Raw genomic sequence first — 11,013 nt, forward strand, 5'->3', positions numbered from 1 at the left:
ACAGCGGTTGACCGCCGTCGTGGAGGACGCCGAGGTGGCGCGCTGGGCACGACCGCCGGTGCCCGGCGATGGCGTGGCCGTCACCGTTCGGCCGGACCGTCTGCACCTGTTCGACGACAGCTCCGGCGACCGGCTGCCCGCCGCATAGCGGCCTGTCGTCGTATCGCTCATCGTGACTGGATCTGTACTGGCGCAACATCCGCACCCATTCGCTGCATGATCCGATCGACTACAAGAAACTCGAGGTCGGCGCCAACTTCCTCAACGGGGACGTGCAGCCCATCACGCTCTACACCTGAGACTGCGGAGCGCCAATCACGTCTTCGGCCCGATGAACTCGTCGAGGCGGGCCGTGGCGGCCTTGCGGTAGATGGAGACGATGTACTTCGTCGACCGGGTCCAGGGGATCTCGAGGTGGTCGAGTGCGGCGGTGAACAGGCCGATGATGTCTTCCGATCTGTTCGAGAAGTGGTACCGGATGCTCATGACCCCGCGATCATTGGCGACGACGCGGCAGCCGTCGCTGTGGATCAGTCCGCGGACGAACTCTTCGGTTTCCTCGTAGACGATGGCTTCCTGCCATGGCTCGAGCCGGATCGGCCTGTTGTGCTTTCGGCCGGGGCCGTGCTGAGGGAACAGGCATGGCCAGTGTTTTGAGTAGTGGCCGACCTCGACGCAGCGGGTCGGCTTCCGAAACACTGCCGCATGCTGGCTGGGCATCACCGCGTCGATCGCCTCGCAACACCGATTGATGATGCCCGGGTACTTCAAGTCGAGGACGATCCTCAGGCGCCAGACTCGGCGGTTTCGTGAGATGCAGCCGTCGCCGAGATACAGACCGAGTAGGTACGAATATGCGGCCTGCGGCAGCGCCGAAAAATCGTGAAGGACGCCGCAGGGTGACGATGCACCCGGACACCGCAGCCGATTTGGTGGCCTGCGCCGCCACTCGCGCACGGTCGGTCGAGGAATGCCCGTCTGTCGCGCAATGGCGCAGTCGTTCACGCCCGCTGCGATGAGTCGTTGGACCTGGTTGAACTCGTCCAAGGACCTCACGTCTTGCCCCCCGCCGTCCCGACGTCTCCAAACTAGAGACGGCCGCCGACAAATTGTGGGAGCGATCGGCGCGGTACTATTTGCACTCTGCGGGCGTGGCGAAACGGAAAACGCACCGGCTTTAGGTGCCGGCGCTCGAAAGAGCTTGAGGGTTCGATTCCCTCCGCCCGCACTCATGGATTGGTTGGATTCAAGGAGCGCGAACTAGCTGCTAGTCCTGGACCTCGCGCGAGTCGCGCCGGCTGATGTCGGGCAGCGATAGGCCGTTCAACATCGATAATCGTCGTCAACAGTCGTGGGCACGTCGGGTCCCGCAGGATGGCCCGAAACATGTCCAGGTCGCAAATGTCAATGGATCACAGGGATTATCCATGACCGGTAGCGATCGTGCGTGCGTACGACACCGACCACCTCGTCCCGGCCGGCATCGCAACGAGCGGCGTCGTACCGTCGACGGTACGAGAGGCAGCCGACCTGGACTACCGGCGCACCATCCTTGAAGACATCTGATTGGACGACGACGACGTTCACCGCGTGCTGACGCACACCAGAGCCAGGGCGATCCTTGCCCACCGTGTCTCACCGGTGATACAGTTGCTGTATGGAGATCGTCACCGTGCGTGAACTGCGCAACAACGGTGGAGACGTACTCGATCGCGTGGAGCGCGGCGAGAGTGTGATCGTCACCCGCGACGGTCGCCCGGTAGCCGAGTTGCGGCCCCTGCCGCGGCGCAGCCCGCGAGCCGCCGAACTGATCACGCGCAGGAAGCGGCTGCCGCGCGTCGACCCGGAGTCGCTGCGACGCGACGTCGATGCGGTCATCGACCCGTCGGTGTGATGACCGACGCAACTGTGGTCGGCCTGCTCGACACCTCGACGGTCATCCTGCTGGGTCGTATCGATGATCCGGCGACGCTTCCGGATGAGTCGGTGATCAGTGCCATCACGCTCGCCGAGCTGTCCGTCGGGCCCCACGTGGCCGATACGGAAGGCGAGCGCATCGGCCGGCAAGCACATTTGCAACAGGCCGAGAACGACTTCGATGTGATCGCGTTCGATGGTGCGGCCGCTCGCGCCTTCGGCGCGGTCGCCGGCGCACTGCGAACTGCCGGGCGCAAGAGGGCGGCTCGCGCCTACGACGCGCTCATCGCTGCGACCGCCATAGCGAACGGTCTGCCGCTGTTTACGTGCAATCCCAGCGATTTCGAAGGCATTGCCGGATTGGATCTCCGCCTCGTTCCGCATCCCGACGCCGAGTAGGTCAGACCGCGATCTAGATAACAAGGATTATCTGATGTGAACTACTCCGTTTGCACTGCTGCCCAACGGCTTTCATTATCGAGCAAGGCCGAGGAATGCCATCATTGCCCGCTCGATCTCGACGATTTGCTCCGCCGTTAGTCGGCCTACCCGGGCATGGACATTCGACCTACTGACCGTCGTGAGCTTGTCGATCATCACATCACTATCGTGATCGAGTCCCGAAAGTCGCCCGTCTCCGCCGCTGATGCGGATTCTCGGAATGTTCTTGATTCTGCCCTGCTCCCGCAGCTGCTCGAAAACCGGCGCAAAACGCATCTGAATCGGCCGAATGTAGTTGCGGTAGAGGTATTCCATCCGGTCCGTGGGAGCGGCGCCCTCCACGGTGGCGATGCGCGCAAGGTTAGGGCCTGGTGGCGGCGCGCCACAGCTCGGCCTTGGAGCCGAAGCGCTGATAGAGCAGATTGCGGCTGACGCCCAACTCGTCGTTGACGGTCCGCAGCGACACCCCGTTGTATCCGTGTACGGAAAAGGCCTCGATTGCCGCGGCCATGACCTTGTCCGTCGGGAGACCATCCTGCGGCATACCTCGCTCTGGGCCTGCGGGTTCGGCGGACCGAGCATCGCTGGGCACTCGAGCGGGTGTTTCACACGGTGGAGGTACGCGGTCATCCGGTGAACGTGAAGGTGGGCTGCTCGACGGCGAGGTGGTCAACGTCAAGCCCGAACATCGGGACTGTGTTCGAGTGGCGCACGAGACCGGGCAGAGCGTCAAGGCGGTGCGGGTCGCGGCGCTCGTCGCGCATGGATCCGGTCAGTGAGTCGAGGTGTCTCGTTGGAAGACCTGGCTCGCAGCAGCGCCGAAGCCTTCGGGTTGCCCCACGGCAGCGAAGGTCCTTCCGACCTCGGCAAGCTCGTAAGACCACCTCCATCCCTTCTCGTCGTTCTGCTGCTGTGCCTGCAGCCACGCCGCCGGAAGACCGGGTTGGCTGATCGCCCATTCGTCGGCGAGCTCGTCATCGACGCCATAGGCGGCGGCGGTTCGTCGGATCGACAGCAGCAACGCTGCAGTGGTCTTGGTCCAAGCCGCGTACGTCATCTTCAATGCCGAGGCGGCCGGCGGGGCGCCGGCGAGGCGGATTACCTCAAGCGGGGAACCGGCGAACAGGCTCGCGACCTCGCCGTCGTCCCCGGCCAGATAGAGCCGGGTGGTTCCCTCCGTGGCCGGGGGTGGGCCAATGATGCCGCCATCGAGGTAGCGGGCGCCGCCTGCCGTGACGGTGCGGCCGATAACTGCCGACGTCTCGGGGCTAATCGCGTTGGCGTCCACCACGATTCCACGGAAGCCTGTCAACTGCTGGGCGACCTCGAGCGCCGCGTGCGGCGGGCAGATCGAGAACACTACCTCGGCGTTGGCCAGCAGTTCGGAGAGATCGTCGAACGGTGTCAAGCCCGCCTCGGCGGCACGTTGCGCACTTGCGTGACTTCGGCCGGTACGCAGCCACCCAACCTCACGGCCGCAACCGACGAGACAGGCGCCCACCGAAGCGCCCATGGCACCGGGATGAAGGATTGCCAACATGTCCAATGATCTCTCGGTCCTCGTCGGCTTTCAAACAGGCCAGCGTGCGAGGTCAGTGCGGGTCCGGGCCGACCCGCACACCATCCGCTTTCCCACGTTGTCTCCCTTGAGCAGACCGATCAGCGCCATCGGCGCGTTGTCGAGTCCGTCGATGACATCACGCAGCGCGATCAACTGCCCGGTCGCAAGCCAGCCGGCGAGGCGCTCTTCGGCGAAAGACCACCGGTCATGGAAGTCGGTGACCAGGATCCCCTCCATGCGAAGACGTTTGGTGACCAGGTAGCCGGGGACGCCGCGGGGGCCCGGGGCCGGGGTCGAGGTGTCGTACTGAGAAACGACGCCACAGCAGACGATCCTGCCGCGGTCGTTCATCAGCGACAGCGTGGCTTCCAGGACCGGGCCGCCGACATTGTCGAAGTAGACGTCGACGCCGTCCGGACAGGCCGCCTTCAGGTCCTTCCGGAGTGTGGGGCTGCGGTGGCTGACCGCGGCGTCGAAGCCGAGCCGCTCGGTCAAGACGCGGGTCTTGTCGGCAGATCCGGCGATGCCCACCACCCGGCATCCCGCGAGACGGGCGAGCTGGCCGACGATATGCCCGGTGGCTCCGGCCGCCGCGGACACCACCACGGTGTCCCCTGGCCGTGGTTGCCCGACTTCGATCAGGCCGAAGTATGCCGTCAGGCCCGTGATCCCCAGCGCGCCAAGCTGATCGGTGAGTGGACCGCGCACCGTGACCGGCTGCACGTCGGTCGTGGAGAGGATCGCATACTCCTGCCAGCCCGCCTCGCAGGCGACGACGGTACCGGCCGGGAGGTCTCCTGCGAGGACCTCGCACAGCGTGAAACCGGCCATCACCTCGTCACTGGAGATCTGGCTTCGATAAGTGCGGCCCTGCATCCACGCGCGGTTCGCCGGGTCGATGGAGAGCAGCACGGTTCGGCACAGCACCTGGCCCGGGACGGGCTCGCCGATTTCCGCTGTGGCAGTGCGGAAGTGGCGGAGTTCGAGCTGCCCATCGGGACGCTCGGCGAGCAGAATCTGCCGGTTCACGTTGCCAGTTCCCCGGCTCGCTCGAGCAGGCCTAGCGCAGCGGCGTGCAGCTGATCGCCGGTGGTCTTGTCAGCCTGGCCGGCGCACGCGCGCGCGTGGGTGCCCTCGAGCACGATGCCGAGCTTGTAGCAGGCGAGGACCTCGAACCAGGGCAGGGCAGTCAGGTCGCGCCCGCTGACTTCCCGGTACCGAGCGATCAATTCGTCACGGGTCGGCAATCCAGACGTTGGTTCGATCAAGACGATGGGCGCGGCGTGCTCGCCGCCTGGCCAGGTGGCGAGCAACCAGGCCAGGTCGAGCAGGGGGTCGCCGACCGTCGCCATCTCCCAGTCGACGACCGCTATGAGCTCGGGGCCGGACGGCGAGAAGAGGACGTTGGCCAGGTGGAAGTCGCCGTGCACCAGCCCGGGCTGCCAGGTCACCGGCCGGTTGCGGTCCAGCCATCGGGCGACCGCGTCGACACCGGAAAGTTCTGAACCGACATAACCGGGGATCTCGCGGTAGCTCTCCAGCTGTGTCTGCCAACGCGCGGCCTGCCGTTCGAGGTAACCTTCCCGGCGGCCCAGGTCCCCGATCCCGGCGGCGTCGACGTCCACCTGGGACAGCGCGGCGGCGGCGTCGGCCATTGCCAAGCCCATCTGATGCCGGATCGCCGGATCGTCTCGGTGTGGTGCCGGGAGCCCGCTGGCCGGATTGAATCCGTCGATCGGGTCCATCAGGTAGAACGCACAGCCCAGCACGTCGGTGTCGCCGCAAGCGGCGATCAAGCCGGGATGGGGGACCGCTGATTTGCGGAGCGCCGCGAGCACGCGGGCCTCTCGGCGCATCGTCTCGTCACTCTTGGCGCGCTTGTGGATCGGCGGCCGTCGCAGCACGTAGTCGTTCCCGCCGCGCCGGAACCTCAGCAGGATGTTTTGTGTTCCACCGGTGAGCCGCTCGACGTGGGTGATCGGGCCGCCGGGGAGACCCTGCTGGTCCATCCAGATGGCGAGCCGGTCCAGATCGACACCCGTCGGCTGGGTCTCCGTTGGCAACGCGGTCACCGTGCGAGGAGGGCGGGATCGTCGTTGCCGACGGCGTGTTCGAGCATTTCGGCGTACCGGGCACGGGCTTCGGCGCGCCGCGTGGGGAGGTGTGTGGAGGGGAACAGGCCAGGTGCCGGGGCACGGCCGCGGAGCAGCTCGCGGGCGAGGGTGATCTTGTGGACTTCGGTCGGACCGTCGGCCAGCCCCATCACCTCGGAGCCGAGCAGCATTGCCGCGAACGGCATCTCGTCGGATACCCCGAGTGCGCCGTGCAGGTGCAGAGCGCGCTGCGCCACGTCGTGCAGAACCTTCGGCATGGCGACCTTGACGGCGGCGATGTCCTTGCGCACGACGCGGTAGTCCTGATGCTTGTCGATCAGCCACGCGGTGCGCAGCACGAGAAGGCGGAACTGTTCCATCTCGATCCAGCTGTCGGCGATCTTCTCCTGAGTCATCTGGAAGCTCGCCAGGGTGCCTGCCCGGGTCTGGCGGGAAACCGCACGCTCGCACATCATGTCGAACGCCTGACGAACCAGCGCGATCGTGCGCATCGCATGGTGAATGCGACCGCCGCCCAGTCGAGTCTGCGCGATGGCGAACGCCGCGCCCTCGTCGCCGAGCAGGTTCGCCGCCGGCACCCGCATGTTCTGGAACCGCAGGTACGAGTGCGAGCTATGGTGCTCGCCCCCGACGTGTATGTCGCGGACGAATTCCAGCCCTGGCGTTCCTGCTGGCACGAGGATCATCGACATTCCCCGGTACGGATCGGCCTCGGGATCGGTCACGGCCATGACGATGAAGAACGCTGCCACCGCGGCGTTGGAGGCGAACCACTTCTCGCCGGTGATCACCCACTCGTCGCCGTCGCGCACGGCACGGGTACGCAAGAGCGTGGGGTCGGCCCCGGCGTGCGGCTCGGTCATGGCGTAACAGGACGAGATGTCTCCTGCCAGCAGCGGGCGCAGGAACTGCTCCTTCTGCGCGGGGCTGCCGAAGTGCGCGAGGATCTCGGCATTGCCCGAATCGGGTGCCTGGCAGCCGAAGACCGTTGGAGCCCAACGGGAACGGCCGAGGATCTCGTTCATGAGAGCCAGCTTCAGTTGCCCGTACCCTGGTCCGCCGAGCTCGGGACCGAGATGGCATGCCCATAGTCCGCGGTCTTTGACCTGTTGCTGCAGCGGTCGCACCAGCGACGCGGCCCGCTGGTCGGCCTTGTCGGCGGGGTCGCCGAGAACCAAGTCCAGCGGCTCGACTTCGTCCCGGACGAACGTGTCGAGCCAGTCCAGTTCGCGTTGAAAGTCGGGTTCTGTGTCAAAGTCCCACGCCACTGTGCGCTCCCATCGGCTGTAATGCGATCGACCTGTGATTTAATGTGATCGCATCAATCAAGCTAGCACGAGGAGGGCAGGGAAGTGAAAGCGTCGGTGGCCGGGCAGGACACCCGGTCGCAGCTCATCTCCGCAGCCGAGCGGCTGTTCGCGGAGCGGGGCGTCGACGGCGTGTCGCTCAACGAGATCAATCGCGATGCGGGCCAACGCAATGCCAGTGCCCTGCAATACCACTTCTCAGACCGCGCGGGGCTGTTGAAAGCCGTCATCGACAAGCACGGTCCCGACGTCGACGCGCGCCGTGACGTGTTGGTTCAGCAGTACCGGGTATCCGGAGCAGAAGACCTGCGGGCACTGGCGGCCGCGCTGGTCCTGCCCCTGTCGGCGAAGTTGTCGGACCCCGACGGCGGTCGGGAGTACTTGAGAATCGTTGCCGAGCTGGTCAATCGGCCCGACCCGCAGTTCGGCGTCCTACTCGACGGCCCCGGCGGAGCCGGCCTCCTGACCTGGCGTGAATGTGTCGACCCGCTGCTCACGCGGGAGTCCATCGAGATCTTCCACACCCGGTTCACCGCGATCCGCTTCACACATGTCGAACTTGCGACCCGCGCGGCCGGGCGCCCGCGCGCCGACGAGCGGTTGTTCACCAGCAGACTGATCGACCTGGTCGCAGCGGTCCTGGCGACCCCGGTGTCCGAACAGACGGCGGGACTTCTGCGCCAACGCAATACGCGTCGGCGACATGCCTGACGAACGCGCTTACTCCGTCGTGCGCGTGGGACTAGACCTGCGCCATCCCGCCGTCGACGCTTAGTTCGGCGCCGGCCACGAAGCTGCTGTCGTCGGATGCGAGGAACAGTGCGGCCGCGGCGATCTCTTCGGGGCGACCCATCCGGTTGAGTGGTATCGCCGCGGCGAACGCCGCCCTGATCGCGTCCGCGCCCTCCGGCGAGTCGGCCTGACCGTCCATGATGGGGGTGTCGATCGGGCCAGGGCTCAATGTGTTGAACCGGATGCCGCGGTCGTTGAACTCGCGGGTCCACGTGCGCGTGTAGGAACGCAGCGCGGCCTTGGTGGCGCTGTAGGTGCTGTAGCCGCGAATGCCCACGTAGCCCGCGATCGAGGCGACCAGAATGACCGAGCCGCCGTTGCGTATCAGCGGCAGCGCCTTCTGCACCGTGAACAGGGCTGCCCGGGCGTTGAGGTCGAAGGTGAGGTCGAAGTTCTCCTCGGTGATCTTTCCCAACTCCTCCGGCTCCACCCGGCCCGAGTTGACCACCAGGATGTCCAGCGCGCCCTTGTCCTCGAGAACCGTGGCGAAGAGCTTGTCCAAGTCCGCGGAGACCGTGGCGTCGCCGGCGACGGTGGTCACTCCGTCGCCGATCGACGCCTTGGCCGTGTCCAACTCACTCTGTCGGCGCCCGGTGATGAAGACGTGGGCGCCTTCTTGGACGAACCTCTGTGCGATCGCCAGGCCGATACCGCTACTGCCGCCGGTGATCACGGCGACCTTGCCATCCAGTCGTGCCATCAGTTGATCCTCCTATTTCGTGCTGTGTTGGACGGGCTCGTGCGGCGTCCGTCTTCGGTGATGGGACCGATCGCATTGATTAGACCGATCTGTCTAAATTAAGATTACTTGTGCTCGACGCTGCTGTCAACGCACGGACGCCGTACCGCCGTCTGACCATTCGCCCGCGCTCGGGTGGTATGCCTTACGCACGAACTCCGCGATTGCGGTACCGATCTCATCCGGGCTGTCCTCTTGAACGAAATGAATTCCGCTGACGGTCGTTTCGGTCAGGCTGGGCCAGGATCGGATGAGTTCGCGGACGTGGCCGTGGGCAATGGCACCCGGTTCGGCATTGATGAACAGCTTGGGCAGCTCGGTTGCCGCCAGCCAGTTGCTGTATTCATCGACGACCGTGACCACGTCTGCTGGCTCACCGTCGATCGGGAGATTGCGTGGCCACGACAGCATTGGACGGCGGCCTTCGCCTGGCATGACGAAGGGTCGCCGATAGTGGTCCATCTCTTCGTCACTGAGTTCGCGCTGGATCTGGGCGGGTAGGACACGCTCGATGAACACGTTCTGCTCCAGCACCATTGGCTCGCCGCGCGGGGAGCGAAAGCCCTCGAAGACTTCGCGGATCGCGCCAGGGAATTCCGGCCATGTCATCGGGATCACGATGGCCTCCGTGAACGCGATCCCCTGCACACGGTCGCGGTGTTGGTTGGCCCAGTCGAAGCCGAGGACCGAACCCCAGTCGTGGAGCACGAGTGTCACGTTGTCGCCGAGATCCAGTGCGTCCCACAGCGCGAACAGGTAGTCACGTTGTTCGGCATAGTTGTAGCGATCCGGGCCCGACGGGCGCAACTTGTCCGAACCGCCCATTCCGATGAGATCGCACGCCACGAGCCGGCCCAGCCCCTCCAGGTGCGGCATCACGTTGCGCCACAGGTAGGACGAGGTCGGGTTGCCGTGCTGAAAGACGATGGCGTCGCCGTCGCCCTCGTCGACGTAGGCCATCCGGTACCCATTGACGTTGCGATACTTCAGTTGCCCGTAGGGTTTTGCTCCCACCATGATGTGCCTCCTAGCGCGTGAGATTTCCGGCGGCTTGATCGCAGCGCCTGCGGCAACCCGAGTGGAACCGTTTAGGGGATGATGCGAAGTTGGCGGAGTCTGGTGAGCTGCCGCCTGAAGCTCTGGTGCGTGTCGATGCAATCCGCGAAGCCCGCCTGACGGATCTTGATTGTGCTTTGGATGGTCTCTTCACCGAAGTTGAGCATCCAGTCCACGAACGACCAGTTCGCAATCTGCTCATAGGGCGTGGGGTGCAGGCCGTAGCCGGCGACCATGGAATCCCACAACGGAGCCTTCTCGCTCATCTCAGAAACGGTGGACATGGCAAGCGGCTCTGCGACTGGCAGATCGTAGAAGGCGGCGAGCTCGTTCCAGAGTTGCCTCCAGCGATAGACGTCTCCGTTGGAGATGTTGAAGATCTCATCGCGCGCTTTGTCTTCACCCAGAGCCCACAACGTCGCGCGGCCGAACAATTCGGCGTCAGTTGTCTCCTGGAGACTGTTCCATCCCTCCTTGGTGCCAGGAAAGCGCAGCGGCAACCCCAGTTCGCGACTCATCGCGGCATAGGTCGCGAGACTCGTGACCAGGTTCATTGGCGAGTTCAGGCTTGGCCCCATGACCAGATGGGGGCGCAAAACCGTCCAGCTAGCCCCGTTCTCGGCGGCCCAGTCGGCCAGAATGTCTTCCTGCTGGTGGTAGTGGATCGGCGCAATCAGACGTGGGTCCGTCTCCTTCGCTGGAGCATTGAACGCCCCCAGACTGAAGCCGTAGGACTTGGCACCACCGGCAAGCACGACGCGCTGAACGGGCACACTGCCCGCGGCGAGAGCGTCGAGCGTGTTTCTCAACATGCTGGCATTTGGCTCGACCGTTTCGGCCATCGTGGGTTTCTCGACATAGGCAGCGAAGACCAGATCGGTCACCTCATGAAGAGAGGAAAAGGCGTTCTTCGTACCCTCACAGTCCATCAGATCGACGCTGAGGTGAGGGGGTGCGGACTGCGCCCGGTAGGCCGGTGCGGGTCGACGCGCAGCCGTGGTGACCGCCCATTGCGGGTTCTCTGCGACGGCGTCGATAACGCCAGTACCAAGGACGCCGTATGGTCCAACAAGCAGGATCTGGCGC

14 protein-coding genes and 1 tRNA gene are annotated in these 11,013 nt (G+C 65.1%); 5 read left to right on the forward strand and 10 right to left on the reverse strand.

What is annotated here, in order from left to right:
* Positions 1–315 precede the first annotated feature (315 nt).
* Positions 316–771 carry a hypothetical protein gene (locus QOC69_RS16225; protein ID WP_526441294.1) on the reverse strand — a complete coding sequence of 152 codons (456 nt, stop codon included), beginning with the start codon at positions 769–771 and terminating at the stop codon, positions 316–318.
* Positions 772–1,145: 374 nt separating this feature from the next.
* On the opposite strand from QOC69_RS16225, the gene QOC69_RS16230 reads away from it, so the two are divergent.
* The 4 genes from QOC69_RS16230 (at position 1,146) to QOC69_RS16245 (ending at position 2,316) form a co-directional block, all read left to right on the forward strand.
* Positions 1,146–1,228, forward strand: a tRNA-Leu gene (locus QOC69_RS16230).
* A 215-nt stretch (positions 1,229–1,443) separates the two neighbouring features.
* A complete protein-coding gene (locus tag QOC69_RS16235) occupies positions 1,444–1,566 on the forward strand; it encodes a hypothetical protein (RefSeq protein ID WP_526441296.1) in 123 nt (40 codons plus the stop codon).
* 91 nt (positions 1,567–1,657) lie between these two features.
* On the forward strand, positions 1,658–1,894 hold the full coding sequence (locus tag QOC69_RS16240) for a type II toxin-antitoxin system Phd/YefM family antitoxin (RefSeq protein ID WP_526441298.1): 237 nt from the start codon (positions 1,658–1,660) through the stop codon (positions 1,892–1,894).
* A complete protein-coding gene (locus QOC69_RS16245; RefSeq protein ID WP_526441317.1) occupies positions 1,894–2,316 on the forward strand; it encodes a type II toxin-antitoxin system VapC family toxin in 423 nt (140 codons plus the stop codon). Before QOC69_RS16240 ends, QOC69_RS16245 begins: the two co-directional genes overlap by 1 nt.
* Positions 2,317–2,391: 75 nt before the next feature.
* Here the strand turns inward: QOC69_RS16245 and QOC69_RS16250 are convergent, their stop codons facing one another.
* From QOC69_RS16250 to QOC69_RS16275, 6 genes are all read right to left on the reverse strand, one after another.
* Positions 2,392–2,634 carry a type II toxin-antitoxin system PemK/MazF family toxin gene (locus QOC69_RS16250; protein WP_526441319.1) on the reverse strand — a complete coding sequence of 81 codons (243 nt, stop codon included), beginning with the start codon at positions 2,632–2,634 and terminating at the stop codon, positions 2,392–2,394.
* Between the two features lie 85 nt (positions 2,635–2,719).
* Positions 2,720–2,869, reverse strand: a complete 150-nt coding sequence (locus QOC69_RS16255) for a TetR/AcrR family transcriptional regulator (protein WP_526441300.1) — start codon at positions 2,867–2,869, stop codon at positions 2,720–2,722.
* Positions 2,870–3,130: 261 nt separating this feature from the next.
* Positions 3,131–3,898, reverse strand: coding sequence for a DUF1932 domain-containing protein (locus QOC69_RS16260; protein WP_526441302.1), 768 nt, complete (start codon positions 3,896–3,898; stop codon positions 3,131–3,133).
* A gap of 30 nt (positions 3,899–3,928) precedes the next feature.
* Entirely contained in the window at positions 3,929–4,948 is a 1,020-nt protein-coding gene (locus QOC69_RS16265; protein WP_526441304.1) for an NADP-dependent oxidoreductase, read from the reverse strand.
* Positions 4,945–5,928: a phosphotransferase family protein gene (locus QOC69_RS16270; RefSeq protein ID WP_526441321.1), complete on the reverse strand. Its 984-nt coding sequence runs from the start codon at positions 5,926–5,928 to the stop codon at positions 4,945–4,947. The genes QOC69_RS16265 and QOC69_RS16270 overlap by 4 nt, the downstream gene beginning before the upstream one ends.
* Before the next feature lie 59 nt (positions 5,929–5,987).
* Entirely contained in the window at positions 5,988–7,301 is a 1,314-nt protein-coding gene (locus tag QOC69_RS16275) for an acyl-CoA dehydrogenase family protein (RefSeq protein ID WP_526441306.1), read from the reverse strand.
* Between the two features lie 84 nt (positions 7,302–7,385).
* Here QOC69_RS16275 and QOC69_RS16280 point away from each other — a divergent pair, with 84 nt between their 5' ends.
* Complete coding sequence (locus tag QOC69_RS16280; protein WP_526441308.1) at positions 7,386–8,051, forward strand: TetR/AcrR family transcriptional regulator; 666 nt, start codon at positions 7,386–7,388, stop codon at positions 8,049–8,051.
* Positions 8,052–8,082: 31 nt separating this feature from the next.
* Here the strand turns inward: QOC69_RS16280 and QOC69_RS16285 are convergent, their stop codons facing one another.
* From QOC69_RS16285 to QOC69_RS16295, 3 genes are all read right to left on the reverse strand, one after another.
* Positions 8,083–8,832 carry an SDR family NAD(P)-dependent oxidoreductase gene (locus QOC69_RS16285; protein WP_526441310.1) on the reverse strand — a complete coding sequence of 250 codons (750 nt, stop codon included), beginning with the start codon at positions 8,830–8,832 and terminating at the stop codon, positions 8,083–8,085.
* A gap of 126 nt (positions 8,833–8,958) precedes the next feature.
* A complete protein-coding gene (locus QOC69_RS16290; RefSeq protein ID WP_526441312.1) occupies positions 8,959–9,888 on the reverse strand; it encodes a haloalkane dehalogenase in 930 nt (309 codons plus the stop codon).
* 71 nt (positions 9,889–9,959) lie between these two features.
* Positions 9,960–11,013, reverse strand: a 1,054-nt coding sequence (locus tag QOC69_RS16295; protein WP_526441315.1) for an SDR family oxidoreductase, incomplete at its 5' end; no start/stop codon positions are given.

The sequence above is a fragment of the Mycobacterium sp. genome, assembly GCF_032162105.1.
Classification (GTDB): domain Bacteria; phylum Actinomycetota; class Actinomycetes; order Mycobacteriales; family Mycobacteriaceae; genus Mycobacterium.

Bases quoted from the DNA above. Each gene is read 5' to 3' on its own strand.
- QOC69_RS16240 (WP_526441298.1), top strand. From the start codon at position 1,658: ATGGAGATCGTCACCGTGCGTGAACTGCGCAACAACGGTGGAGACGTA.
- QOC69_RS16245 (WP_526441317.1), top strand. From the start codon at position 1,894: ATGACCGACGCAACTGTGGTCGGCCTGCTCGACACCTCGACGGTCATC.
- QOC69_RS16250 (WP_526441319.1), bottom strand. From the start codon at position 2,634: ATGCGTTTTGCGCCGGTTTTCGAGCAGCTGCGGGAGCAGGGCAGAATC.
- QOC69_RS16255 (WP_526441300.1), bottom strand. From the start codon at position 2,869: ATGGCCGCGGCAATCGAGGCCTTTTCCGTACACGGATACAACGGGGTG.
- QOC69_RS16260 (WP_526441302.1), bottom strand. From the start codon at position 3,898: ATGTTGGCAATCCTTCATCCCGGTGCCATGGGCGCTTCGGTGGGCGCC.
- QOC69_RS16270 (WP_526441321.1), bottom strand. From the start codon at position 5,928: ATGGACCAGCAGGGTCTCCCCGGCGGCCCGATCACCCACGTCGAGCGG.
- QOC69_RS16285 (WP_526441310.1), bottom strand. From the start codon at position 8,832: ATGGCACGACTGGATGGCAAGGTCGCCGTGATCACCGGCGGCAGTAGC.
- QOC69_RS16290 (WP_526441312.1), bottom strand. From the start codon at position 9,888: ATGGTGGGAGCAAAACCCTACGGGCAACTGAAGTATCGCAACGTCAAT.